Source organism: Mesorhizobium sp. M0185 (genome assembly GCF_040322175.1).
Taxonomy (GTDB): Bacteria; Pseudomonadota; Alphaproteobacteria; order Rhizobiales; family Rhizobiaceae; genus Mesorhizobium.
Window position 1 is genome coordinate 123,252 of sequence record NZ_JAMYSY010000004.1, and the last position, 23,303, is coordinate 146,554.

The following is a 23,303-nucleotide window of genomic DNA, read 5'->3' on the forward strand; positions in this document are numbered from 1 at the left end:
GACTTCCAGCCCAAGACCAACACCGCTCCTGTCCGGCGTCGCGCAAGTGATGTCGCGCGTCAGCACGGCGGCGCTGTCGATCGCCGGCATCGGGCTGGTGCTGATGACCGCCTTCGTCGCCTGGCAGGTGTTCGGCCGCTATGTTCTGAACCGCTCGCCGAGCTGGACCGAGCCGGGCTCGGTGATGCTGATGAGCTGGTTCATTTTCCTCGGCGCTGCCGTCGGCGTGCGCGAGAACTACCATCTTGGCTTCGACGTACTGCTCTACGTGCTGCCGAAAGGCGGCAAGCGCTGGCTGCGGATGATTTCGGATATTGTCGCGCTCGCCTTCGGCATCGGCATGATCTGGTATGGCAGCCAGCTGGTCGCATTGACCTGGGGCTCCGTCTTGCCGTCACTCGGCATATCGGGGGGCTGGGACTACGTCCCGCTTGTCGCGGGAGGCGCGCTCATCGTGCTCTTCACGCTGGAGCGCATCGTGCTTCGCCTCTCCGGCGCGCCGATCGACGATGCCCTCGATGAACTGCCGCCGGCCGAAGTCGCGGCCGAACTCGACACCGCCAACGTGAAGGTCTGACGCCATGGAACTGTGGATTCTCTTCGGCGTCTTCACCCTGCTGATGCTTATCGGCACGCCGATCGCTTTCTGCCTCGGCGTTGCAAGCCTCGCCACCGTCCTCTATATGGGCCTGCCGCCGCTCATCGTGTTCCAGCGCCTGAATTCCGGCATGAGCGTCTTTTCGCTGCTGGCCATTCCGTTTTTCATCTACGCCGGCGACTTGATGGTGCGCGGCGGCATCGCCAGCAAGATCGTTGCCTTCGCCGGCTCGCTCGTCGGCCATTTGCGCGGCGGCCTCGGCCAGGTCAACATTGCAACCGCTACACTGTTCGGCGGCATTTCCGGCTCAGCGGTTGCGGAGGCAGCGGCGGTAGGCGGCCTGATGATCCCGCAGATGAAGGCGCGTGGATATGGAGCGGACTACGCAGTCAACGTCACGTCGATGGCGGCACTGATCGCGCTGCTGCTGCCGCCGTCGCACAACATGATCATCTACTCGATCTCGGCAGGCGGAAAGATCTCCATCGCCGACCTGTTCACGGCCGGCATCATCCCGGGCCTGCTGCTGGCCCTGTCGCTGATGGTCACCGCCTATATCGTCGCGCGCTCCCGCGGCTATCCGACCGAGGCGTTTCCGGGCTTCAGCGCGGTCGCGCATCTTTTCGCCGTCGCCGTGCCCGGCCTGCTGCTGATCGCGATCATCTTCGGCGGCGTGCGATCGGGCGTCTTCACCGCCACCGAGAGTTCCTGTATCGCCGTCATCTATGCGCTGCTCGTGACCGTCTTCGTTTACCGGCAGATGACCTGGGAAGGGTTCGTTCATGCCACCCATGGCGCCGTGCGCACCACGGCCATGGTGCTGCTCATCATCGGCATGGCGGCGGCGTTCTCGTGGCTGATGGCCTTCCTGAAAGTGCCGGCAGCGCTCATCGCCTCCATGAATGCGATCTCGGACGATCCGCTGGTCGTGCTTCTGCTGCTCAACCTCTTGATGCTGTTCCTCGGCACGTTCATGGACATGGGGCCGACGATCATCATTTGCACGCCGATCTTCCTGCCCGTGGCGCAGGCCTACGGTGTCGATCCGGTGCATTTCGGCGTCATCATGATCCTCAATTTTGGCATCGGGCTGAACACGCCGCCGGTGGGCGCAGTGCAGTTCGTGGCGTGTGCCGTGGGCAAGATATCGGTCTGGGAATCGATGCGCTCGATCTGGCCATTCTATGGCGCAGGCCTCGTGGTGCTGGCGCTCGTCACTTACATTCCGGCCATTTCGCTATGGCTGCCGAGCGTCTTCAAATAGGAGGTGCGACATGGCATCGGACACTGCCGTCGGGCTCCGCGTCGAACGAAGACCGAAGCTTTCGGAAACCGTCGTCGCGGCGATCCGCAAGCAGCTGCAGGCGGGCGAGATCCAGCCTGGGCAAAAGCTGCCGACCGAGGGCCAGCTGACGGAAACCTTCGGGGTCAGCCGCACCGTGATACGCGAGGCGCTGGCCAAGCTTGCCGCGGACGGCCTGGTCGAGCCGCGCCAGGGCGCCGGCGTTTTCGTCACCGAACATATCTCGACAGCGTTCGGTGCTCTGGCAGCGGAGATGGGCAGCAAGGATTCGATTGCCCTCAACGTGCTCGAAGTCAGGTTGGCGATCGAGATCGAATCCGCCGGGCTCGCCGCCATCCGGCGCAACGCCGCGCAGGAAGCGGCAATCCAGGAAGCCTTTTTCGAGTTCGAACGGCTGCTCCTCAACAGCGAGCCGACTGGACCGGCCGACCTTGCCTTCCACCGCGCAATCGCCAGCGCCACCAACAATCCGTTCTATGTCGAGATGCTCGACGTGCTCGGCCGGCGCGCCATTCCTTGCGATGTGACCTCGCCCTGGTCGACCGAGTTCGCACAGTCCGACGCCTACCAGCGCGGCCTGCAGCGCGAACACCTGATGATCCTCAACGCTATCTCGGCAGGCGATGCCGAAGCGGCGCGGGAGGCGATGCGCGCGCATCTCGGTGCCAGCCAGCAGCGCTATCGCGAGCGCCTGCACGCGCGCCAGATTTTTTATGCCGACTCGGTCAAGGCCGCGGCAACCGAATGAGCAATTGAGGCAGCCCCATGGGACAGCAATGAATCACACCGACAATCATACCGATTTCACCTCCCGCTTCGCCATCGACCCTGTTTCTGCCGCGGTGATGGGCACGGACGAGCTGCGACACAATTTTCTCATCGAAGGCCTGTTCCGGCCCGGCAGCATCAGCCTGACCTACACCCATTACGACCGCATGATCGTCGGCGGCGCCATGCCCGCCGGCACACCGCTGCCGCTGCAGGCGATCAAGCCGACCGGGACCAAGAATTTTCTCGACCGCCGTGAGATGATCATCGTCAACATCGCCGGGGCAGGCGTCGTGCAAGCCGGCGGTCAATCCTACGAGCTGCAGGCACGCGACATGCTCTATCTCGGCATGGGCACCGATGAGGTGTCGTTCGCTGCGACCAATCTGGCTGAGCCGGTTAAGTTCTACCTGCTCAGCGCGCCGGCGCATCAGAGCCATCCCAACCGGCTGATCCGCATCGGCGATGCCAAGCGGCTCGATCTCGGCAGCCAGGCAACCTCCAACGAGCGCTCGATCTTCCAGTTCATCCATGCCGATGGGGTAAAGACCTGTCAGCTTGTCGTCGGCATGACGCAGCTTGCCTCCGGTTCGGTCTGGAACACCATGCCATGCCATGTGCATGACCGGCGCATGGAAGCCTATCTTTATTTCGATCTGCCGGAGGCGGCGCGGGTGTTTCATTTCATGGGCGAGCCGGACGAAACGCGCCATCTCGTCATGCGCAACGAGGAGGCGGTGCTGTCGCCGGGATGGTCGATCCATTCGGGCGCCGGCACCTCCAACTACGCCTTCATCTGGGCGATGGCCGGCGATAATGTCGACTATACCGATGTCGACCTGGTGGCGATGGAGGAGCTCAAGTGAGCGATCTCTCGGCCTTCAGCCTTGCCGGCAAGCGCATCCTCGTCACCGGCGCCAATACCGGCATCGGCCAAGGCATCGCCGTGTCGATCGCGCGCGCAGGCGGCGCGGTCGCCGGCGTCGGCCGGTCGGCGATGGACGAGACGGCGGAGAAGATTGCGGCTGTCGGCGGCCGCTTCGAGGCGGTCCTCTGCGACCTTGGCGACGATGCCGCCGCCCAGGCGATGCTTGACCGCGTCTGGGCGGATACGGGGCCGCTCGATGGCCTGGTCAACAATGCCGGCATCATCCGGCGTGCCGACGCGGTCGACCTCACCGAAGCCGACTGGGACGGCGTCATGGGCGTCAATCTCAAGACGGTGTTCTTCCTCAGCCAGAGTTTTGCCAGGCGCGTGCTTGCCGAATCTGGACGGCGTGGCAAGATCGTCAACATCGCTTCGGTGCTGAGCTTTCAGGGCGGCATTCGCGTCGCCTCCTACACCGCCTCCAAACACGGCGTGCTCGGCATCACCCGCCTGCTGGCATGTGAATGGGCGGCAAAGGGCATCAACGTCAACGGCATTGCGCCGGGCTATATCGAGACCAACAACACCGAGGCGCTGCGCACCGATCCCGACCGCAGCGCTTCGATCCTGGCGCGCATTCCGGCCGGCCGCTGGGGCGCGCCGGAAGACATCGGCGACGCAGCCGTCTTCCTGCTGGCGCCGGCGTCCAACTACATGCACGGCGCGGTGGTGCCGGTGGACGGCGGCTGGCTGGCACGATGAATAACAAAAGGTGAGAGTTTGGCGATGACCGGAACCAAAATCTTCTCGCATGCCGGCGAGGCTGCGTGGACGCCGACGCCGGATGGCAACCGCAGGCGCGTGCTCCTGCACACGGATGAGCTGATGATGGTCGAATTCGGTTTCGACAAGGGTGGCGTCGGCGCGCTACACTCGCACCCGCACGTCCAGGCGAGCTATGTCGCCGAAGGCCGCTTCGAAGTCACCATCGACGGCAGGACCGAGATCCTGGAAACCGGCAGCAGCTTCATCGTTCCTTCCAACCTTGTCCATGGCGTCAAGGCGCTGCAGGCGGGACGGCTGGTCGACAGCTTTACGCCGCACCGCGCCGATTTCCTCGACTGAGCTGCGGGCCTGAAGATCAGGTAGCCGGTTCTCGGAACGAAAAAACCCGCGCCTCCGGAGAGACGCGGGCGTGTTGCCTGGGCGCTTGTGGCGCCGCGGTACTCAAAACATCACCGCAGAACCTGAACCTGCCGAATGATGGTGAAGATAGGATTAACCGCTCCGAAGCGGTGCGATATTCACAGTCAAAGCGAATAGGGGCTGGAACGACGGCCTCATATCGGCCAATGAGTGAGAAGTTCGCCTCAGGCGGTGCCGCGGACAGGATCAGAGGGGTCGATAAATGTTCGAATCTGCTGTCCAGGCAATCACCTGGCGATTCGCCGGGGAATTTCGGCAGGTCGTATCCCCCAAAGTTCTGTAATGCAGGTAGCAGCGAGCATCCCGACAGAGGATTCCAAGCGGCGCGTCCTCAGGGATGTATTCGGCTTCGATGACTTTCGTCTCGGCCAGGCGGCCGTGATGGAGGCGCTACTGGCCGGGCATCATGTGCTGGCTGTCATGCCGACCGGCGCCGGCAAATCGCTCTGCTACCAGGTCCCGGCGCTGGTGCTGGGCGGGCTCACCATTGTCGTTTCGCCGCTGGTGGCCCTGATGCAGGATCAGGTCGCCGCATTGCGCCTTGCCGGTGTGGCGGCCGATACGATCAATTCCTCGCTCGACCGCGATGCCAATGTCGCTGCATGGCGCCGCGTCGCGGCAGGCCAGACGCGCTTGCTCTATCTTGCACCGGAGCGGCTCATGACGGTGCGAATGCTCGAGGCATTGACCAAGCTCGATGTCCGGCTGATCGCCATCGACGAGGCACATTGCATCTCGCAATGGGGACCGGCGTTCCGGCGCGAATACGAAGAATTGTCACGGCTGCGCGGCATCTTCCCCGATGTGCCGATCATTGCACTAACGGCGACGGCGGACGAGGCGACGCGCACCGACATTGCCGCGCAACTGTTCGACGGGCGCGTCGATACCGTGGTGCTCGGCTTCGACCGGCCGAACATCAAGCTAGGCATTGAGCCCAAGCAGGACAGCAAGCGCCAACTGCTCGGCTTCGTGCAGCGCCATGCGGGCCGCAGCGGGATCGTCTATTGCCTGTCACGCAAAAAGACCGAAGAGATGGCGGCGTTCCTCGAGCGCAGCGGCGTACGCGCGCTCGCCTATCATGCCGGCATGAGCAAGGACGCGCGTGAAGCGAATCAAAACGCTTTCATGACCTTGTCCGGCGTGGTGATGGTGGCGACCATCGCCTTCGGCATGGGGATCGACAAGCCGGACGTCGCCTATGTCTTCCACACCGACCTGCCGGGCAGCTTGGAGGCTTATTACCAGGAAATCGGGCGCGCGGGCCGCGACGGGCGGGCGGCCGAGGCACATATGCTGTTCGGTCTCGGCGATATCCGCATGCGCCGGCTTTTCATCGAAGACGAGGACGCACCGGCTGAGCACAAAAGGCGCGCGCATGGCCGGCTCGAAACGCTGATCGGTTATTGCGAGACGACGCAGTGCCGCCGCCAGATTCTGCTTGGCTATTTCGGCGAAAACGCCTCGCCTTGCGGCAATTGCGATAATTGCCTTGATCAGGCGCCGCATGCGGATGGCGAGGCGGAGGCGCGGATCATCCTGGCGGCGATCGCACAGACCGGCGAGCGCTTCGGCGTCGCCCATGTCGTCGATGTCCTGCTCGGCCATGAGACCGAGAAGGTCCTGGACAGGAACCACCACAGGCTTGCCAGCTTCCGCACCGGTGTGGCGCATAAAAAGAGTTTCTTGCTGTCGCTGCTCCGCCAGCTCGTAGCGGGAGGGTTCCTGACATTGGACTCAGCCGGCCATGGCGGCCTCGCCATTGCCGAGAAGGGCCGTGCGCTGGCCCGGGGCGAGGCCTCGTTCCGGTATCGCGTGGACGCGCGCCAGTCGTCGCGAGGCAAGATACGTCCTGAGCATACCGCAGCAGGCACGGAAGGTCTGGATTCGGCGCTGCTGGCCGCGCTCAAGGCTGTACGGCTGCGTCTTGCCCGGGAACGCCAGGTGCCGGCCTTCGTGATCTTTTCGGATCGTACACTGATCGATATGGCCGAACGCTGCCCGCGTGACCTGAACGCCTTCGCCGCGGTCAACGGCGTCGGCGCCGCCAAGCTCAAGGATTTCGGCGAGATATTCCTCGGCGCGATCGCTGCGCATCAATCCGCTGGATCGATCTGAAGATATGTCGCTCTTCGCCAACGTTTTGCTGGAACAGCAGACTACCTTGCTGGTGCCGGCCAAGTTCCAGTTATAGTTATAGTTATAGTTATAGTTATAGTCTTGGACGGCATTCAGGGAGGTGCAATTGAGTGGAAGCCCGGTATTAAGGTGCGATTCCGTTTTCGTGTTGCCAAGATGCTTGCCCTTGAGAAGGTCGAACATGAGTTTGAGATCAGTGGAAGGACTGCCACGCTGACGGGCCTTAACAAGGAGGAGCTTATCTCCGAAAGCTATTGGTTGGTCGTCGGAGTGAGTGGTTTTAAATCTGAGGAGGAAGCCAAGGAATTTGGGCAAAAGCTTAAGATAGCCACCTCAATTTCGTCCCTGTTTGTAAGATTAGGCATAGATGTTGGGCACGACCGCGGTTCGGGTCAGATGAGTGCAGACATTCTCGCCGCAATGAAAGCAGTAGATGGAAAGGACCGTCGCTCTGATGTCCATGGAATTGACGTTTATGTGGATGACGGGACAGTGGGCCTGTTCAAAGTGTCTGCGACAGGCGTTGTGCGCACGCAGCCCGATCCCTTTCTGCCTAACATTGGCCAACTGATTATCGATCAGTCTTTAAAGCTGCCAGACTCCTTTGAAAAGGCTGTCCTCTTGTTGAATGCGGCACTTATGAATCCGGAGCCTCTCGCGCAATTGGTTTTGGCACTCTCGACCGTTGAGGGCCTTGGCCAACAAGAGGAATGGAGCCTTGGACAAAAGCAACTTATCACGCATGCGGCTGAGGTGGCTAAAAGGGACACAAAACTATCGCAGACTGAAACAGAGGAAGTCGTGAAAACGATCATGAACCACTCGCATCGTCTAAGCCTTCGCCAAGGTGTACTTAGAGTGCTGGAAAAGTCGGGTCTCTCAGATTTGAAAAAGGAGTGGGACGACGTTTATGGATATCGCAGCGTGATATTTCACGAGGGGAGAGTTGGACCGAACGCTGAATACTCCGCCTTCGCCAATCGAGCGGTGGCTCTCTGCGGCCATATCATCCTAAAAAACCTCGAACCTCATCTCAAAGGGGCCGCTGACATGGCTGATAGTTATTTTCCGATCCAGAAAGCGACTTGATCAATAATCGGGATGAGGAGGCTTGCGATCAGCGCTCTCCAGTGCACGAGCCTGCTCAGCCGACACGCCAAATTTGGATGGCCTTTTGGGTTATTGAAACGCTTGTCCATGTAAGAGCGGTGAATATCACAATCAGATAGATTTGCGTCAAACGCCAGCGAGCCAAGTGTGTGCGACCCATCGACAACGCTTCGAAATACTCTTCTCGCCCGTCAATAACGATCTGCGAGAAGATTGCCTCGAAGGCTCGCCTGGAGAATACAGCCCGCAAGAGGCCAACTAGGCGTTCGGCTGGAGCGCGATCGAGTTTGATACGAGGCTCGGCGAGGAATTCGGTCGCAATGTTAATGTGAAAATCAACTGACGTGATCTCGTCAGGCCGTCCACCCTTTAGTCGCAAATTGGCTGGCTTTAAGTCCCGATGTAAAGCGCTCAGAGCGTTGACGCGAATATGAAGCTCAAGGTTTTCTGCTGCAATCCTTTGTCGATCCCGAATTAGGAAGATAGCGGAGACAAGTGCCGCTCCCATCACGACCACAAACAATACCAACTGCGCGACCTCCACAACTCGAACTGAGGGCACACTATTAGTCGAAACAACGAAGGCCATAGCGAAGGCGACCACTGCAACGGCTGCGACGATTCCCCTAATCCATCTCATGCCGGTGCCCCCAAGGCAAAAGCAGCTTCAGCAGCCTGCCTAGCTCTCAAGACGCGCTGACCAAGAGCGGTGATCGAGTAGACTCGACGCGCCATTCCCGGTTCATTAGGATTGCGGATTGCGCGCGAAGTTACGAAGCCTTTGGCCATCATGCGATCAAGTGTGACATAGACCGTACCGCGCTTCAGCACAGCAGAGGCACGCACCATCTCCAGACCGTATTTCTCGCCGGATCGGAGCAGTTCCAAAATCTCGTGCTCGATGTTCGATAGTCTCGGCAAATCGTTCATGGGCAGACTTCCTCAACACCCAAAGTAACAAGTTGTAAGAGTGAGTCTTACAAAACGAAAGCCTCTCCGTCAATCAAATTGAACCTCGCAACGAGGCGGTCCAGATGAAGGCGAAGGCCGAAGCGGAGAAGGCTATGAGAATCATCGGCCCATGGAGGGCGATTCGCATGTAGCAAGCGAGCTGCGGGCGCTCGTTCAGGATCGCCAGGCGTTGCAGACCTCGGCGGCTCGACCCGCCGTCGCTCCGCGCTCGGCCGTCGAACTGCGAGCCCGTGCCGAGGCGATCCGTCAGGCCCGCGAGCGCGCGCAGGAGGAGCAACGAGAGGCTGAAAGAAAACGGCAGGCGGCGGAAGAGGCGCGCGCCCGCCGTATTCGGCTCGATGCGCTCTCGCGGCGCGGCGAAAGCGTCTGGCGTGAGGTGGAGAGCGAGATCGAACGCCGCAACCCTCCCGGCTACGATGAGGCCGCCAGCCTTCTGCTCGACCTCAAGGCAATTGCCGAGGAATGTGGCACGACCCACGATTTTGCTCGCAGGCTGCAGGCGGTCCGCGATCGGCATATCCATAAGAGGCGTTTTATCGAACGGCTAAGAGACGATTAGCACCGGCTTCGTCTCGCCGCTGCAATCGCAGCCTCCTGCTGCCGCAAGTGCTCGATCTTCGCACTCTGGCGGGCAGCTACGGTCGAGGCGACACGCTGCCCTCCCAACAGCCAGCCCGGAATGTTGGTGTGGACGACTTTGCCACGAGCGATGGCTGTCGCCGACATTTCGTCGGCGACAGCGCCGATCGCCACGTTGAGCTCGACGCAACTCATCTTGTCGTATTTCGCAGCATCAAAGGATGCCGGCAAAGGCGATGCGCAACTTCCGACAAACATGAGGCTGCATATCAGAGGCGTGGCCGTGGAGATCGCCTTCATTCCCTTATCAAGCACATTGATGCCGGACGGGCGGATTTTCGGAGGGTTCTCGATCTAGGGCCGCGAAGCACTCGCGAGGTTCCGCGTAACTGAAGCATGTGACCTCTACAATACTCTGTGCTGACCGACCTGTTTGTCTTCAAAGAATTCCGAGAGAGCCGCTGCCGTCTTGTCGGGGTGCTCTTCCGGGAAAAAGTGCCCGCCTTGGACAGCGCGTCCTGCCACTCTGTCGGCCCATTTCCTCCAGATGGCCAGCGGCCCGCCTTCTCGCGCATACCAGTTCTCCAGGGCGCCTTCGCCACTCCATAGCGCCAGTAGCGGACAGTCGATGCGACGACCGTTTGCGCGGTCCAACGCGTCATGTTCACGATCGATCGTCGCAGCGGCGCGATACTCTTCGCAGATGGCATGAATATGCGCGGGATCGCGAAGCGCATCAACATAGGCGTTCCGGACCTCTTTGGAGACCATTTTCGCTGACGATCCCCACTGCGTTATTGCATCGTCGACGACAGCATCGGGAGCCGCGCCGATCAGACGCTCCGGCAGGGGCTCCGGCTGGGCAAGAAGGTTCCAGGGCCAGAAGCCAAGCGCCAGTCTGGCATCCGCCCGATCCCATGTTGCGGCGGTGGGGATGATGTCGAGGACGGCGATTTTGAGCACTTTGTCGGGATGGTCCAGCGCCAGGCGATAGGCAACCCGCCCGCCGCGATCATGCCCGGCAATCATGAACCGCTCAAACCCTAGTTGCTTCATGGCTTGAACCATGTCGCCGGCCATGGCGCGCTTGGCGTATGGGCTATGATCGGCAGAGGAAATCGGACATCCGCTTTGCCCATAGCCTCGAAGGTCGGCGGCGACCACCGTGAAGCGGGGCGCCAAGGCTGCGGCGATATCCCTCCACATCAGATGCGTTTCTGGAAAACCGTGAAGAAGCAGCAGCGGCGGACCGGTGCCTCCGACCCTTGCGAAAATCGTCGTATCGTCCAGTCGTAGGCTGGTGGCTCTGAAACCTGCAAACACCGTCAGCTTTCTCCGCGCCCTTAGGAAAGCTCCCTAAGGGCGCTAACGGCCGCCTGAGGCGAAAACCCCGGCCGCGATGGCCAGGGTTCAAGCCGGCCAGTTGCTAGAATCGAAACCAGACCCAGACGCGCCTGCGGAAGCACCGCCTGCGCCGATAGCCGTTTCGCCAGTAAACGCGACAGACCCTTCTCCAAGCGCGCCGGCGGCGCCGGCGCGGCCGGTGCCACCGGCGATGATAAACTGGTTGCAACTCTGCTTGAGTTTCGTCGTCGTCGAAGGTCTCGACATCCGGCGCCTCGAGTTCATCGAGAATGCCGCTTCTGGCAGTTGGAACGCCGGCCACTGCGTTGATTGGCCGAACTGTGCTTGCAAGGGCCGCGGCCCCGGCAATGCCAAACATTCCTGTCAAAAATAGTCGCCGATCCATGGAAACCTCCCAGTCTTCAACCAGCGATAGAACAAGCTAACGATGGGGAGATAGCGCAGTCGGTGCAGACGCCTAGTGCCGCACGGCTATTAGCGGTGGTCCGGTCGGCCGGAGGGTGTTGCCTCGTCCTCGAAGTGGGATGGCTACCTCGATCGACAAACACCCGGAGCTTTTTGAATTGATGGCGGGCCGAAAACAATGAAGATCGAATGAGGTCTACGCCATAGCCACGCAATTCACGCTACTCGCGGTGCAAGGAGGCTTGACTGCCATCCTACCAGAAGGTAGGTAAAAGCATGAGCAACTTGTCTACCACCTCTGACGACATCCTGGCTTGTGCACGTTCACTGATCGTGGCTGGCGGCTACAACGGTTTCAGTTATGCCGACATTGCTGAAGTGGTCGGGATCCGTAAGGCGAGCATTCATCACCATTTCCCAAGCAAGGTCGATCTGGTTCGGACGCTGGTTGCGCGGTATCGCGAAGAAACTGAAGCGGGGATGGCAAATGTCGAACTTCACGAATCCGATCCGCTCGAACAGTTGCGGATCTATGCCGGGTATTGGGAAGCCTGCATCGCGAACGCCAGCGCCCCGTTTTGTATCTGCGCGCTGTTGGCAAGCGAGCTCCCCGTGCTGCCCGAGGAAGTTAGCCTTGAGGTCCGGGCGCATTTCCGCTCGCTGTCAGGGTGGCTTACATCGGTGATGGAGCGCGGCGTGCGGCACGGCCAATTTCGACTGATGAGCACCCCTCGTGCCGAGGCTGAAGCGTTCATGGCGACCGTTCACGGCGCGATGCTTTCAGCACGGGCCTATGGCGATCCGAAGATATTCGGCGTCGTGACAGGCCCGCTCCTGGAGCGGCTCCGCGCTTCCCCCCGGATGCGGGCCTAGATCTCAACTAACCATAATAGCAATCACTCTGCGACATTCGTCGAGAGCCCTACCTACTAGTCGAAAGGATGATCCAATGACGATTCACGATGGCGATCTTTCCCGCGCCAGCCAGGAACAATGGCTCAAGCTCTATTACTTCGCTCGGACGGCATTCTCGGCTGTCTGGGTGGCGGCTGCCTTTATGGTGGGACAGCATTCCGGGGTGGTCGCGGCGGTTTTGCTCGTGGCTTATCCTGCATGGGATGCCCTGGCCAATTTTGTCGACGCATCGCGCAGCGGAGGATTGGGACAGAATCGCACCCAGACCATCAACGTCGTGGTCAGTGTGGCGACAACGCTCGCGGTCATTGTTGCGCTGAAGATGAGCATGAATTGGGTGCTCGGCGTGTTCGGCCTATGGGCGATCCTGTCCGGCCTGCTTCAACTCGGCACCGCCGTCCGCCGTTGGAAGAGCTCTGGTGCGCAGTGGGCGATGATCCTGAGCGGAGGGCAATCAGCACTGGCAGGCACGTTTTTCATCGCGCAGACGCGGATGCCGATGCCGCCATCGATCTCCAACGTGGCCGGCTATGCCGCAGTAGGCGCCCTGTATTTCCTGGTTTCGGCGGTGTGGCTGAGCGTGAGCCAATTGCGGCGGAAGGCTGCATAGCGTGCCATCTTAAGCCATTACCGGCGCGATGAGAGATGCTGTTACCTATGGGTCCGGAATGGACACATTCCGAAGTGGCGGAGAGGGAGGGATTCGAACCCCCGATGGGCTTGCACCCATGCCGCATTTCGAGTGCGGTGCATTCGACCACTCTGCCACCTCTCCGCGGTCATGGTCCGCCGTTGCCGGCGCGGCGCACTAGATAACGGCTGGACAGGCAGGTTACAAGGGCCAATCTGCCCCGGCGCCGCAGCTTCTGTCCATGCTTCTTCGAGGCTCCGGTGGCCGTTGCTCGATATTTGCAAGGTCTGGGCTTAACCCATTCGCAGCTTGCCCGCGGCGCTTGCCTTGACTCAAGCCGGACCTTCGGTTAGGGACAGCGCGCAATCGGCGTGGAGGGGTCTTCCGCGCCGCTTGTTTTTTGAACCCGCAGACTGACAAAAAGACGGCCGAACCGCCTGAAGCGGTTCATCAAGGCCGACCGAACAGCGAAAGGCAAAAAATGTTCGCAGTCATCAAAACGGGCGGCAAGCAGTATCGCGTTGCCGCCAACGATCTCCTGAAGATCGAAAAACTCGAAGCCAATGTCGGCGACATCGTCGAGATCGGTAATGTGCTCGCGCATGGCGAAGGCGAAAACGTCACGTTCGGTGCGCCGTTCGTGGATGGTGCGATGGTCACCGCCGAAGTCGTCGAGCAAGGCAAGAACCGCACCGTCATCGCCTTCAAGAAGCGCCGTCGGCAGAATTCGCGCCGCAAGATCGGCCATCGCCAGCTTTTGACCACCGTCAGGATCGCCGAAATCCTGCTGGGTGGCGCCAAGCCGGCGAAGAAGGCCGCCGCCAAGACCGAAGCCAAGGCCGAGGTCGCCGCCAAGACCGAGGCGAAGGCTGAAGCCGCGCCGAAGGCAGCAGCGAAGGCAGAGGCTGCGCCGAAGAAGGAAGCCAAAGCCGAGACGACCGAGGACAAGGCTGCCGAAGCCGCCGCGCCGTTGTTCAAGGCGCCGAAAGGCGAGCCGGACGACCTGACCGTGATCAAGGGCATCGGCCCGGTCGCCGCCGGCCAGCTCAACGAACAGGGCATCACCACCTTTGCCCAGATCGCCAAGCTGTCCGACAAGGACGTCGCCAAGATCGACGAGCACATGCCGTTCAGCGCCGACCAGATCAAGGACTGGCGCGAGCAGGCCAAGGAATTGGCGAAGAAGTAGAACGAACCGGCGCAATCGTCGCCGGATCGGACTTGAAACGGAACGCGAACGCGTTCATAAGATCGTTTAGGCGCCTCGCGGCGCATCGGAGTAGTTAGATGGCACACAAGAAAGCTGGCGGATCGTCGCGCAATGGTCGCGACTCCCATTCCAAGCGGCTCGGCGTGAAGAAGTTCGGCGGCGAAGCCGTGATTCCGGGCAACATCATCATTCGTCAGCGTGGCACGACGTGGCATCCCGGCACCAATGTCGGCATTGGCACGGACCACACGCTGTTTGCGCTCGAAGCTGGCGCAGTCACCTTCAACAAAAAAGCCAATGGCCGAACCTACGTATCGGTGAACCCGATGACGAAGGCAGCGGAGTAGCCGGTTCCGCACGAGAACACCGGCACCCATCTCGGGAACCGGTGTCTGGCCAAGCCAGGAAATGGATCAGGGGAGATGGGTTTCCATCTCCCCTTTTTCTTGTGCCTGGAGGACTTTGATATGGTTGCCGAAGCGGAAGCGACAGACGACGAAAGTTACGCGATAGATTGCCCGGTCCTGATCACCGAGCGGCTAGTCATGCGGCCCCCGCGTGAGAGCGACATCGAGCAATTGGTGGCGCTCGCCGACAACCGCCATGTCGCGGAAATGCTGGCTCGCATGCCGCATCCCTATGGCGAGGCGGAGGCACGCGCTTTCCTGGCCATGACTGCATCGCGCCGGGCCGGAATCGCCTATGCGTTGACGCTGGCCGGCACCGAGACCTTCGTCGGCTGTGCCGGGCTCAACACCACGGATCGTGGGCTGGAGCTCGGCTACTGGATCGGCGAGCCGTACTGGAAACGCGGCTACGCGACGGAGGCAGCGCACGCACTGGTCGACCTTGCCTTCCAGAGAACCACGATCCAGGTGCTGCACGCCTCGACGCGGGTTATCAATCCGGCCTCGCGCCGGGTCATCCACAAATGCGGCTTCCAGTATGCCGGCCAGGGCATGCTGAACTCGATCGTTGCCGGTCAGGTGCCGGTCGAGCGCTACCGTCTCGATCGCAAGACCTGGACCAGCCTGCGGAACTGGGTGCATTTTTGATGGATGCGGCTCACGTCATCTCGAGCCAGACCGGCAAGTGATCCGAACCGGCCGCTTGCCGGTCGACCCACAGGCGCCTCAGCGATTTGGCAAGCGAGGCGCTGGTGAAGACGTAGTCGATGCGCTTGTAGCGGCTGGTATCGCCCGGCCGCTTGGGGTCGACCCAGGTGACGAGATCGGCGCCGGCGGCGCCGAGGCGCGTGGCAGCATCGATGGCGAGGTCGGCGGTCACCGGCATGCCGAATTCATGGTCAGGCTGGCCGGCGAGTTCGACATGTTCCGGCGATCCAGCCAGCATGTTGAAGTCGCCCATGACGACGAAGGCGTCGGGACAAGGCAGGTCCGGCAAGCCGATCTCGGCGACGCCGGAGAGCCCGCCGCCCTCGAGCGGGTATTTCAACAGACGCTGGCGCAGAAAGCGGATCTGGCTCAGGCGTTCAACCGGGCTGCGGTGGTCGAGATGGGTGGAATAGAAGCGGATCGGACCAAGCGGCGTTTCGATCAGCGCCTCCAGCGCGCCGCGCTGGAAGTTCATCGCCTCGACACTGCGGCTGCGCGGCAAAAGGAGATTGCGCGACAGATGGATCGGCGTCCTCGACAGCACCATGTTGCCGAGCTGGAAGGTGGTCGTGATGGCGCGGCCGTTCTCCAGGCGCGAGCCAGCGTCGGCTTCGAAATTGCTGCCGTAGACGGCAAAATAGTCGGGCAGCGCCTCGCCGAGGTCGGCCACCATGTCGCGGCCGCCATTCTTCGGGTTAGCGCGGGTGACCTCCTGCAGCGCGATCACGTCGGCGCCGCGCACGGCATCGGCGATACGGCCGATATCATAGCGGGCGTCGAGGCCGACGCCGTAGTGGATATTGTAAGTTACCAGCTTCATTCCGACATCTCGCGCTTGGAAAGCCGAGGATCGATTTTTCGGCAAGGGTCAACCAAATGGTACGCGTCCAGAGCTACGCGCGACGTTACAGTAGCAAAAACGGCCCTCGCCCTTCGACCCGCCTTGGTTTAGAGCAATCCCGCAAAGCCAATAGCAGAAACCATACAATCCGATGAAATTTCTCGATCAAGCCAAGGTCTACATCCGCTCCGGCGACGGCGGCGCCGGTTCGGTGTCGTTCCGGCGCGAAAAGTTCATCGAGTTCGGCGGCCCGGACGGCGGCGACGGCGGTCGCGGCGGCGATGTCTGGGTCGAGGCGGTCGATGGGCTGAACACGCTGATCGACTATCGCTACCAGCAGCATTTCAAGGCCAAGACCGGGACGCACGGCATGGGCCGCAACATGACCGGCGCCAAGGGTGCCGACGTAACGCTGAAAGTGCCGGCCGGAACACAGGTCTTTGCCGAGGACAATGAGACGCTGATCTGCGATCTGACGGTCGTCGGCCAGCGCTTTCTGTTGGCCAAGGGCGGCAATGGCGGTTTCGGCAACCAGCACTTCAAGACCTCGACCAACCAGGCGCCGCGCCGCGCCAATCCCGGACTGCCGGGCCAAGAGCTCAACATCTGGCTCAGGCTGAAGCTGATCGCCGATGCCGGCCTTGTCGGGCTGCCCAACGCCGGCAAGTCGACCTTCCTGGCGGCGGTCACCGCGGCCAAGCCGAAGATCGCCGACTATCCCTTCACCACGCTGCATCCGGGCCTTGGCGTGGCCCGCATCGACGGTCGCGAATTCGTCATTGCCGATATTCCGGGCCTGATCGAAGGCGCGCATGAAGGTGTCGGCATCGGCGACCGCTTCCTTGGCCATGTCGAGCGCACGCGCGTCCTTCTGCACCTCGTCTCGGCGCAGGAAGAAAATCCGGGCAAGGCCTACAAGACCGTGCGCGCCGAACTCGGCGCCTATGGAAACGGGTTGACCGACAAGGTCGAGATCGTCGCGCTTTCCCAGGTCGACATACTCGATGCCGCCGCGCGCAAGGCGAAAGCCGCCTCGCTGAAACGCGCCGCCGGCCGCGCGCCGATGCTGCTTTCCGCCGTCACCGGCGAGGGCGTCGAGGCGGTGCTGCGCGCGCTGATGGGGGTGGTGGCGGAGGCACGCGAAGCCGTCGCCGCGCCGGTCGAGACGCGCTGGAACGCATAGCCATGGCCGCGCAATCGCTGAAAAATTATCGGCGCATTGCCGTCAAGATCGGCTCGGCGCTGCTTGTCGACCGCACGACGGGCCTGAAGCGCGACTGGCTGGCCTCGCTTGCCGACGACATCGCCGTGCTGGCCAGTGGCGGCGCCGAAATTCTCGTCGTGTCTTCCGGGGCGATTGCACTCGGCCGCACCATCCTCGGCCTCGGCAAGCGGGCGCTGAAGCTCGAGGAGAGCCAGGCTGCTGCTGCCGTCGGGCAGATCGCCTTAGCCGGCGCCTGGTCGGATGCGCTCGGCAAGAATGGCTTGAAATCGGGCCAGATCCTGCTGACGCTCGGCGACACCGAAGAGCGCCGCCGCTATCTCAACGCGCGGGCGACGATCTCGACACTGCTCAAGATGAAGGCGGTGCCGGTCATCAACGAGAACGATACGGTGGCCACCTCCGAAATCCGCTATGGCGATAACGACCGGCTGGCGGCGCGCGTCGCCACTATGATGGGCGCCGACCTTTTGGTGCTGCTCTCCGACGTTGACGGGCTCTACACGGCACCGCCGGCGCGTGACCCGCAAGCTCGATTCATTCAGGTCGTCGACCGCATCACTCCCGACATCGAAGCGATGGCGGGTGCCGCTGCTTCGGAATTGTCGCGCGGCGGCATGCGCACCAAGCTCGACGCCGGCAAGATCGCGACCGCCGCCGGCACCGCCATGATCATCACATCGGGCACGCGGCTGTCGCCGCTGCTGGCAATCGAGCGCGGCGAGCGTGCCACCTTCTTCCGGCCGAGCGCCAATCCGGTCAAGGGCTACAAGACCTGGATCGCCGGGCAGCTCGAACCTGCAGGACGGCTGACCGTCGATGCCGGCGCCATCGGCGCGCTGCTCTCCGGCAAGTCGCTGCTGCCGGCCGGCGTCAAACTGGTCAGCGGCAATTTTGCGCGTGGCGACACGGTGGCGATCCTGTCGCCCGAGGGCCGCGAGATCGCGCGCGGGCTGGTTGCCTATGATGCCGCCGATGCCGTAAGGATCGCTGGCCTGAAGACGGCCGAGATCGAAACCGTGCTCGGCTACGAGGCGCGTTCGGCGATGATCCACCGCGACGATCTTGTGGTGAGCCATGCCGGTGGCGAGCAAGTAGTCGGTGACCAGGTTACATAGCGGAGGATGAGCCATGCTGACGCTGCATGAAAAATCCCGGGATGATACCGTGGCGCTGATGGCCGATATCGGCCGCCGCGCGCGTGCCGCGGCCCGCCCGCTGGCCATAGCTGCGGCCGAGCGCAAGCACGCGGCGCTGTTCGGCATGGCTCAGGCGATCCTTCGGCATGAGCAGGACATCCTCGACGCCAATGCCATCGACATCAGAAATGGCAGGGAGGCTGGCCTATCGGCAGCGTCGATGGATCGGCTGAAGCTCGATCCCGCCCGCATCCGCGCCATGGCAGACGGTATCAGCGAGATCGCCGGGTTACGCGATCCGGTCGGCGATGTCATTGCCGCATGGGACCGGCCGAACGGGTTGCATATCGAACGGGTGCGCACGCCGCTCGGCGTCGTCGGCGTCATCTATGAGAGCCGGCCTAACGTGACCGCCGATGCCGGCGCGCTCTGCCTCAAGGCGGGCAATCCGGTGATCCTGCGCGGCGGCTCGGATTCGGCGAATTCTTCCGCCGCTATCCATGCCTGCCTGGTCGAGGGGCTGAAGGCAGCCGGGCTGCCGGAGGATGCCATACAATTGGTGCCGACCACCGATCGCGCCGCCGTCGGCGAAATGCTGAAAGGACTTTCCGGCAATCTCGAGGTCATCATTCCGCGCGGCGGCCGCAGCCTGGTCGAGCGTGTGCAGAACGAGGCACGGGTGCCGGTCTTCGCGCATCTCGAGGGCATCTGCCATCTCTATATCGACCGATCGGCTGATCTCGACATGGCGGTCAAGATCGCGGTCAATGCCAAGATGCGGCGCACCGGGGTGTGCGGTGCTGCCGAGACGCTGCTGGTCGACCGTGCCGCCGCCGGCACGCACCTGGTGCCGATCCTCGAGGCCTTGCGGGCGGCAGGCTGCGAGATCCATGCCGATGCCGAGGCGCTGAGGCTATATGCCGATGCCCAGCCCGCGACCGATGCAGACTGGGTGACCGAGTATCTCGATGCCATCATTGCGGTGAAGCTGGTCGACGGCATTGGCGGCGCCATCGAGCATATCGAGACGTTTTCCTCGCATCACACCGAGGCGATCATCGCCGAGGACGCCACAGCGGTCGACCGGTTCTTCAACGAGGTCGATTCGGCGATCCTTCTGCACAACGCCTCGACCCAGTTTGCCGATGGCGGCGAGTTCGGCATGGGCGCCGAGATCGGCATCGCCACCGGCAAGATGCATGCACGCGGGCCGGTCGGCGTCGAGCAACTGACCTCGTTCAAATACCGCGTACGCGGGTCGGGACAGGTGAGGCCTTGAGCGCCGGTCTTACCCTCCCCCTTGTGGGGAGGGTGGCGAGCATCGCGAGCCGGGTGGGGGTGCGACGCTGAACTCTGCAACACCCCCACCCCGCTCCGCTTCGCGGATCGACCCTCCCCACAAGGGGGAGGGTAAGGAATCCGTATCCTCCCACTATCTGCACATGCCGCATGCCGGGAAAGGCGTGGCGGTCGGGCTGTTCGGCGGTTCGTTCAACCCGCCGCATGCCGGCCATGCGCTGGTCGCCGAGATCGCACTCAGACGCCTTGCGCTCGATCAGCTGTGGTGGATGGTGACGCCCGGCAATCCGCTCAAGAATGCCGGAGACCTGGCGCCGCTGGCCGAGCGGCTGCAGCTATCCGAAAAGATCGCGAAGAACCCGAAGATCAAGGTCACCGCATTCGAGGCGGCCCACCGCGTCCGCTTCACCGCCGACACGCTGGCGCTGGTCAAGGCGCGTAACCCGGGCGTCGATTTTGTCTGGATCATGGGCGCCGACTCGCTTCGCGACTTCCACCGCTGGCAGCGCTGGCGCCGCATCGTCATGACGTTCCCGATCGCGGTGGTCGACCGGCCAGGTGCGACGCTGTCGTTCCTGTCGTCGGTGGTCGCCAAGACCTTCGACTATGCTCGCGTCGACGAGGGCGACGCACCGCGGCTCGCCCGCATGACGGCGCCGGCCTGGACCTTCATCCACGGCCCGCGTTCGTCGCTGTCGTCGAGCGCGATCCGCAAGGTGGCAAAGGGATAGGAGCCTCCTTTTCCCCTGTACAAGGGGAGAAGGCAAGTCCGGTGATGTCGCTTTTGCCGCTGCCTTGACCTGCTTGATGGGCGATCCTCGGTCATGACGATTCTCGAGCGCGACCAGGACAAGAACGGTCTACGGCAGCCGGCGCCGTCGATCGCCATTGCCAGCATCCTCTTGTCGATGGCGCTGATCGCCGTCGGCAATGGGCTGATGTTCGCCTATATCCCAGTCCGGCTCGGCGCCGAGGGCTTCGATCCGACATGGGCGGGGCTGATCGTCACCGGCCTTTCGGCTGGCGGCCTTGCCGGCTGCATCCTGACCGGGCCGCTGGTGCGGCGTGTCGGCCATGCCCGCGTGTTCATGGTGCTGTCGGCACTGATCGTGCTGTCCAACGCCGCGGTCGGCGCCGGGCCGCACCCATTGCCATGGATCGCTGCACGAGCGCTCTACGGCTTTGCCATATGCGGCCTGTTCATTGTCGCGCAGAGCTGGCTGAACGATGTCGTCGCCAACGCCATCCGCGGCCGGGTCATGGCTATCTTCTACGTTGCCTATGTCGCCGGACTCGGCGTCGGCTACTCGACGCTGGCGTTGATCGATATCCGCGCGGCCGACGCGCCGCTGATCGGCATTGCCTTCACCGCGCTGTCGATCCTTCCCGTCGGGCTGACGCGGCTCGCGCAGCCACCGGCGCCGCAAGCGGCTTCCGTGGCGCTTAGCCGCGCCTGGCGGATCTCCCCGGTCGGCGTTGCCGGCATGCTTGCCGTCGGCGGCCTGTCGATGACGATCTCGGGCTTTGCGCCGATCCATGCCACAGCCAAGGGCTACAGCCAGGCCGACGTCGCCTTGCTGCTTTCGGCAATGCCAGTCGGCACGCTGATCCTGCAGATCCCGCTCGGCTGGATTTCCGACCGCACCGACCGGCGCTTTGTGCTGATCGCGGCGTCTGCGCTTGCCGCCGCGGCGGGCCTGTTTGCCCTCGGTTTCGACGGCGGCGCGCTGGCGGCGCTGCTCGTCATCTATGTGGTCTGGGACGGCGCCTCGGAATCGATCTATTCGCTTGCCAGCGCCCATGCCGGCGACCGCGCCGGCAAGGACGACATGGTGGCGCTGTCGAGCTCGCTTTTGTTTGCCTGGTCGCTGTCCGGCTTCGTCGTACCCGGCATTGTGACCGGACTTTCCGCCGTCTACGGCACGCAGGCCTTCATCTATGTGGCAATCGTCATTGCCACCGCCTACTGCCTGTTCGTTCTCTGGCGCGTCGTCATGGTCCGGCCGGTGCCCGCCACCGAGACCGGCAGTTTCGCGCCAATGACGGCGCAGGCGCCGCTGCCTGTCGATCTCGCCTTCGCGCCCGAAGATCAGCGCCGGCGCGAAGGACTTTGAACACCCTCCAGCTGGTTTCAAATGCTCTATTGCCGCGTGGCCGAGGCATCCGGCTGAGGCGCTTTCGGTGCCGGCGCCGGGACCGAAAGGCCCTCGGCATCGAACGCCTGCTTGACGCTCTTGGTGAGGTCGATCTGGGCGGCGAAGAAATCGGCAGCCGCCGTCCAGTAGCGCAAGGTGATGGCGACGGTGCTGTCGCCGACAGTCGCGACAAAGGCGATCGGCGCCGGCTGCCGCCTGACGCGCCGGTCGGCGGCGGCGACACCGAGCATGGTCTTCTGCGCAAAATCGATGTCGTTCCAGGAGCCGATGCTGAGCGTGATGTCGCCGCGGCGCACACCGTTGCGGGTGAAGTTGCGGACCGGCTGGTTCCACAGGGTCGAGTTGGGTGCAAGCACGTAGACGCCTTCGACCGTCCTCAGCGTTGTGGCAAACAGCCCGATCTCCTCGACGGTGCCGGATATCGCGCCGACTTCGACATATTCGCCGATGCGGAACGGCCGCAGCGCCAGGAGCATGATGCCGGCGGCAATGTTCTGCAGCGTGCCTTGCAGCGCCAGGCCGATGGCCAGGCCGGCGGCACCGATAGCGGCAATGATCGAAGCCGTCTGCACGCCGAACTGGCCGAGAACCATGATCACGACCAGTCCCAGGATGGCGTAGCGGACGACCTGCGAGAAGAAATGGCGGAGCGTTTCGTCGAAGCCGCTGATATGGCCGAGGCCGGCATAGATCGAACGCTCGGCGAGGCCGGCGACGATGTAGCCGATGACCAGCAGGATGACGGCGCCGACCGCCGAAAGCGAGTAGGAGACGATCAGCGTGCTGAGTTGCGCCAGGCCGGATTGCACGGTGAGGAGGGCGTTGTGGGGATCGATCGGCATGTCGGGATTCCGGTTCGTGGATGAGCCGATAACCGCTGCGGGGCGAGGCGGTTCCGATTTTCTGGCCCGAAAAGCCGGATATTCGGCCGCTGCCGGGTGCCTGCTTGCGAGCGGTGTCTTGAAACTGCAACCTAACTCTGCCTATCTAAGCAGTGTCACCTGATTTCAGAGGTGATTTGGTTGTTCTTGCTGCGAAAGGAAATACACTGAGAACAGCACTGCGGAAGAAGGCCGACATCGTGCCTTCGCCGGCCGGGATCAGCGTAAACGACGCCGTGTCCCGCGCCATCAAGACAGTCCTTGCCAGTCTGGAAGACTCCAAGGCCGAAAACATCGTCTCAATCGACATTCAGGGGAAATCGAGCCTCGGCGACTACATGGTCGTCGCGTCTGGCCGATCGCACCGTCATGTCTCGGCTGTTGCCGATCATCTCCTTAAGGCGCTCAAGGATGCCGGGCTCGGCACTGCGCGCGTCGAGGGGCTGGCTGGCGCCGACTGGGTCCTGATCGATTCGGGCGACATCATCGTCCATGTCTTCCGTCCCGAGGTCCGCGACTTCTACAATCTCGAAAAGATGTGGCAGGCGCCCGATCTCGAGGAGGAGACCCTCCACTGAGCC

26 protein-coding genes and 1 tRNA gene are annotated in these 23,303 nt (G+C 62.5%); 19 read left to right on the top strand and 8 right to left on the bottom strand.

What is annotated here, in order from left to right:
* The first annotated feature begins 49 nt into the window (after positions 1-49).
* The 8 genes from NKJ20_RS05120 to NKJ20_RS05155 all read left to right on the top strand — a co-directional run bounded on the left by NKJ20_RS05120 (position 50) and on the right by NKJ20_RS05155 (position 7,971).
* On the top strand, positions 50-577 hold the full coding sequence (locus tag NKJ20_RS05120; protein WP_023678090.1) for a TRAP transporter small permease: 528 nt from the start codon (positions 50-52) through the stop codon (positions 575-577).
* 4 nt (positions 578-581) lie between these two features.
* On the top strand, positions 582-1,862 hold the full coding sequence (locus tag NKJ20_RS05125) for a TRAP transporter large permease (RefSeq protein ID WP_352742907.1): 1,281 nt from the start codon (positions 582-584) through the stop codon (positions 1,860-1,862).
* Positions 1,863-1,872: 10 nt separating this feature from the next.
* Complete coding sequence (locus NKJ20_RS05130; RefSeq protein ID WP_352618125.1) at positions 1,873-2,649, top strand: FadR/GntR family transcriptional regulator; 777 nt, start codon at positions 1,873-1,875, stop codon at positions 2,647-2,649.
* Between the two features lie 28 nt (positions 2,650-2,677).
* Positions 2,678-3,535 (top strand): 5-dehydro-4-deoxy-D-glucuronate isomerase, encoded by an 858-nt coding sequence (kduI, locus tag NKJ20_RS05135; protein WP_352742909.1) that lies wholly within the window; start codon positions 2,678-2,680, stop codon positions 3,533-3,535.
* A complete protein-coding gene (gene kduD, locus NKJ20_RS05140; RefSeq protein WP_352742910.1) occupies positions 3,532-4,299 on the top strand; it encodes a 2-dehydro-3-deoxy-D-gluconate 5-dehydrogenase KduD in 768 nt (255 codons plus the stop codon). The genes kduI and kduD overlap by 4 nt, the downstream gene beginning before the upstream one ends.
* A 24-nt stretch (positions 4,300-4,323) precedes the next feature.
* The gene (locus tag NKJ20_RS05145; protein WP_352450889.1) at positions 4,324-4,662 is read left to right on the top strand and encodes a cupin domain-containing protein; all 339 of its coding nucleotides are present in this window, start codon (positions 4,324-4,326) and stop codon (positions 4,660-4,662) included.
* Between the two features lie 363 nt (positions 4,663-5,025).
* Positions 5,026-6,861: a DNA helicase RecQ gene (gene recQ, locus NKJ20_RS05150; RefSeq protein ID WP_352742912.1), complete on the top strand. Its 1,836-nt coding sequence runs from the start codon at positions 5,026-5,028 to the stop codon at positions 6,859-6,861.
* 102 nt (positions 6,862-6,963) lie between these two features.
* Positions 6,964-7,971, top strand: a complete 1,008-nt coding sequence (locus NKJ20_RS05155; protein WP_352742914.1) for a hypothetical protein — start codon at positions 6,964-6,966, stop codon at positions 7,969-7,971.
* 55 nt (positions 7,972-8,026) lie between these two features.
* On the opposite strand, the gene NKJ20_RS05160 is transcribed toward NKJ20_RS05155, so the two are convergent.
* The 5 genes from NKJ20_RS05160 to NKJ20_RS05180 form a co-directional block, all read right to left on the bottom strand.
* Positions 8,027-8,632 carry a hypothetical protein gene (locus NKJ20_RS05160; protein WP_352743013.1) on the bottom strand — a complete coding sequence of 202 codons (606 nt, stop codon included), beginning with the start codon at positions 8,630-8,632 and terminating at the stop codon, positions 8,027-8,029.
* Positions 8,629-8,922, bottom strand: coding sequence for a PadR family transcriptional regulator (locus tag NKJ20_RS05165; RefSeq protein WP_352742916.1), 294 nt, complete (start codon positions 8,920-8,922; stop codon positions 8,629-8,631). The genes NKJ20_RS05160 and NKJ20_RS05165 overlap by 4 nt, the downstream gene beginning before the upstream one ends.
* 73 nt (positions 8,923-8,995) lie before the next feature.
* Positions 8,996-9,487 carry a hypothetical protein gene (locus NKJ20_RS05170; RefSeq protein ID WP_352742917.1) on the bottom strand — a complete coding sequence of 164 codons (492 nt, stop codon included), beginning with the start codon at positions 9,485-9,487 and terminating at the stop codon, positions 8,996-8,998.
* Between the two features lie 32 nt (positions 9,488-9,519).
* Positions 9,520-9,774 carry a hypothetical protein gene (locus tag NKJ20_RS05175; protein ID WP_352742919.1) on the bottom strand — a complete coding sequence of 85 codons (255 nt, stop codon included), beginning with the start codon at positions 9,772-9,774 and terminating at the stop codon, positions 9,520-9,522.
* Between the two features lie 174 nt (positions 9,775-9,948).
* Complete coding sequence (locus tag NKJ20_RS05180) at positions 9,949-10,866, bottom strand: alpha/beta fold hydrolase (RefSeq protein WP_352742921.1); 918 nt, start codon at positions 10,864-10,866, stop codon at positions 9,949-9,951.
* Positions 10,867-11,589: 723 nt separating this feature from the next.
* Between NKJ20_RS05180 and NKJ20_RS05185 the strand changes: the two genes are divergently transcribed.
* Complete coding sequence (locus tag NKJ20_RS05185) at positions 11,590-12,186, top strand: TetR/AcrR family transcriptional regulator (protein WP_352742923.1); 597 nt, start codon at positions 11,590-11,592, stop codon at positions 12,184-12,186.
* A gap of 76 nt (positions 12,187-12,262) precedes the next feature.
* Entirely contained in the window at positions 12,263-12,838 is a 576-nt protein-coding gene (locus NKJ20_RS05190; protein ID WP_352742924.1) for a DUF308 domain-containing protein, read from the top strand.
* 75 nt (positions 12,839-12,913) lie between these two features.
* Here the strand turns inward: NKJ20_RS05190 and NKJ20_RS05195 are convergent.
* Positions 12,914-13,003: transfer RNA gene (locus NKJ20_RS05195), tRNA-Ser, on the bottom strand.
* Positions 13,004-13,340: 337 nt separating this feature from the next.
* On the opposite strand from NKJ20_RS05195, the gene NKJ20_RS05200 reads away from it, so the two are divergent.
* The 3 genes from NKJ20_RS05200 to NKJ20_RS05210 all read left to right on the top strand — a co-directional run bounded on the left by NKJ20_RS05200 (position 13,341) and on the right by NKJ20_RS05210 (position 15,124).
* Positions 13,341-14,048, top strand: a complete 708-nt coding sequence (locus NKJ20_RS05200; RefSeq protein WP_352450883.1) for a 50S ribosomal protein L21 — start codon at positions 13,341-13,343, stop codon at positions 14,046-14,048.
* A 98-nt stretch (positions 14,049-14,146) separates the two neighbouring features.
* Positions 14,147-14,416, top strand: coding sequence for a 50S ribosomal protein L27 (gene rpmA / locus NKJ20_RS05205; RefSeq protein WP_023678077.1), 270 nt, complete (start codon positions 14,147-14,149; stop codon positions 14,414-14,416).
* Positions 14,417-14,536: 120 nt separating this feature from the next.
* Complete coding sequence (locus NKJ20_RS05210; protein WP_352613307.1) at positions 14,537-15,124, top strand: GNAT family N-acetyltransferase; 588 nt, start codon at positions 14,537-14,539, stop codon at positions 15,122-15,124.
* Between the two features lie 10 nt (positions 15,125-15,134).
* On the opposite strand, the gene NKJ20_RS05215 is transcribed toward NKJ20_RS05210, so the two are convergent.
* Positions 15,135-16,004, bottom strand: a complete 870-nt coding sequence (locus NKJ20_RS05215; RefSeq protein ID WP_352683292.1) for an endonuclease/exonuclease/phosphatase family protein — start codon at positions 16,002-16,004, stop codon at positions 15,135-15,137.
* A gap of 172 nt (positions 16,005-16,176) precedes the next feature.
* On the opposite strand from NKJ20_RS05215, the gene obgE reads away from it, so the two are divergent.
* The 5 genes from obgE to NKJ20_RS05240 all read left to right on the top strand — a co-directional run bounded on the left by obgE (position 16,177) and on the right by NKJ20_RS05240 (position 21,799).
* Entirely contained in the window at positions 16,177-17,208 is a 1,032-nt protein-coding gene (gene obgE / locus NKJ20_RS05220) for a GTPase ObgE (protein ID WP_352742925.1), read from the top strand.
* Positions 17,209-17,210: 2 nt separating this feature from the next.
* A complete protein-coding gene (proB, locus tag NKJ20_RS05225; protein ID WP_352504903.1) occupies positions 17,211-18,365 on the top strand; it encodes a glutamate 5-kinase in 1,155 nt (384 codons plus the stop codon).
* A gap of 13 nt (positions 18,366-18,378) precedes the next feature.
* A complete protein-coding gene (locus tag NKJ20_RS05230) occupies positions 18,379-19,665 on the top strand; it encodes a glutamate-5-semialdehyde dehydrogenase (RefSeq protein WP_023678072.1) in 1,287 nt (428 codons plus the stop codon).
* Positions 19,666-19,828: 163 nt separating this feature from the next.
* Positions 19,829-20,416 carry a nicotinate-nucleotide adenylyltransferase gene (locus NKJ20_RS05235; protein WP_031212055.1) on the top strand — a complete coding sequence of 196 codons (588 nt, stop codon included), beginning with the start codon at positions 19,829-19,831 and terminating at the stop codon, positions 20,414-20,416.
* 93 nt (positions 20,417-20,509) lie between these two features.
* Positions 20,510-21,799 carry an MFS transporter gene (locus tag NKJ20_RS05240; protein WP_352742927.1) on the top strand — a complete coding sequence of 430 codons (1,290 nt, stop codon included), beginning with the start codon at positions 20,510-20,512 and terminating at the stop codon, positions 21,797-21,799.
* 26 nt (positions 21,800-21,825) lie between these two features.
* On the opposite strand, the gene NKJ20_RS05245 is transcribed toward NKJ20_RS05240, so the two are convergent.
* On the bottom strand, positions 21,826-22,683 hold the full coding sequence (locus NKJ20_RS05245; protein WP_352742928.1) for a mechanosensitive ion channel family protein: 858 nt from the start codon (positions 22,681-22,683) through the stop codon (positions 21,826-21,828).
* Between the two features lie 239 nt (positions 22,684-22,922).
* On the opposite strand from NKJ20_RS05245, the gene rsfS reads away from it, so the two are divergent.
* On the top strand, positions 22,923-23,300 hold the full coding sequence (rsfS, locus tag NKJ20_RS05250) for a ribosome silencing factor (RefSeq protein ID WP_023678068.1): 378 nt from the start codon (positions 22,923-22,925) through the stop codon (positions 23,298-23,300).
* The last annotated feature ends 3 nt before the right edge of the window (positions 23,301-23,303 follow it).

What these genes read in the sequence shown, in the direction of transcription:
- NKJ20_RS05120 (WP_023678090.1), top strand. Translation starts at nt 50, where the DNA reads ATGTCGCGCGTCAGCACGGCGGCGCTGTCGATCGCCGGCATCGGGCTG.
- NKJ20_RS05125 (WP_352742907.1), top strand. Translation starts at nt 582, where the DNA reads ATGGAACTGTGGATTCTCTTCGGCGTCTTCACCCTGCTGATGCTTATC.
- NKJ20_RS05130 (WP_352618125.1), top strand. Translation starts at nt 1,873, where the DNA reads ATGGCATCGGACACTGCCGTCGGGCTCCGCGTCGAACGAAGACCGAAG.
- kduI (WP_352742909.1), top strand. Translation starts at nt 2,678, where the DNA reads ATGAATCACACCGACAATCATACCGATTTCACCTCCCGCTTCGCCATC.
- NKJ20_RS05145 (WP_352450889.1), top strand. Translation starts at nt 4,324, where the DNA reads ATGACCGGAACCAAAATCTTCTCGCATGCCGGCGAGGCTGCGTGGACG.
- recQ (WP_352742912.1), top strand. Translation starts at nt 5,026, where the DNA reads ATGCAGGTAGCAGCGAGCATCCCGACAGAGGATTCCAAGCGGCGCGTC.
- NKJ20_RS05160 (WP_352743013.1), bottom strand. Translation starts at nt 8,632, where the DNA reads ATGAGATGGATTAGGGGAATCGTCGCAGCCGTTGCAGTGGTCGCCTTC.
- NKJ20_RS05165 (WP_352742916.1), bottom strand. Translation starts at nt 8,922, where the DNA reads ATGAACGATTTGCCGAGACTATCGAACATCGAGCACGAGATTTTGGAA.
- NKJ20_RS05170 (WP_352742917.1), bottom strand. Translation starts at nt 9,487, where the DNA reads ATGGATATGCCGATCGCGGACCGCCTGCAGCCTGCGAGCAAAATCGTG.
- NKJ20_RS05185 (WP_352742923.1), top strand. Translation starts at nt 11,590, where the DNA reads ATGAGCAACTTGTCTACCACCTCTGACGACATCCTGGCTTGTGCACGT.
- NKJ20_RS05190 (WP_352742924.1), top strand. Translation starts at nt 12,263, where the DNA reads ATGACGATTCACGATGGCGATCTTTCCCGCGCCAGCCAGGAACAATGG.
- NKJ20_RS05200 (WP_352450883.1), top strand. Translation starts at nt 13,341, where the DNA reads ATGTTCGCAGTCATCAAAACGGGCGGCAAGCAGTATCGCGTTGCCGCC.
- rpmA (WP_023678077.1), top strand. Translation starts at nt 14,147, where the DNA reads ATGGCACACAAGAAAGCTGGCGGATCGTCGCGCAATGGTCGCGACTCC.
- NKJ20_RS05210 (WP_352613307.1), top strand. Translation starts at nt 14,537, where the DNA reads ATGGTTGCCGAAGCGGAAGCGACAGACGACGAAAGTTACGCGATAGAT.
- NKJ20_RS05215 (WP_352683292.1), bottom strand. Translation starts at nt 16,004, where the DNA reads ATGAAGCTGGTAACTTACAATATCCACTACGGCGTCGGCCTCGACGCC.
- obgE (WP_352742925.1), top strand. Translation starts at nt 16,177, where the DNA reads ATGAAATTTCTCGATCAAGCCAAGGTCTACATCCGCTCCGGCGACGGC.
- proB (WP_352504903.1), top strand. Translation starts at nt 17,211, where the DNA reads ATGGCCGCGCAATCGCTGAAAAATTATCGGCGCATTGCCGTCAAGATC.
- NKJ20_RS05230 (WP_023678072.1), top strand. Translation starts at nt 18,379, where the DNA reads ATGCTGACGCTGCATGAAAAATCCCGGGATGATACCGTGGCGCTGATG.
- NKJ20_RS05235 (WP_031212055.1), top strand. Translation starts at nt 19,829, where the DNA reads ATGCCGCATGCCGGGAAAGGCGTGGCGGTCGGGCTGTTCGGCGGTTCG.
- NKJ20_RS05240 (WP_352742927.1), top strand. Translation starts at nt 20,510, where the DNA reads ATGACGATTCTCGAGCGCGACCAGGACAAGAACGGTCTACGGCAGCCG.
- NKJ20_RS05245 (WP_352742928.1), bottom strand. Translation starts at nt 22,683, where the DNA reads ATGCCGATCGATCCCCACAACGCCCTCCTCACCGTGCAATCCGGCCTG.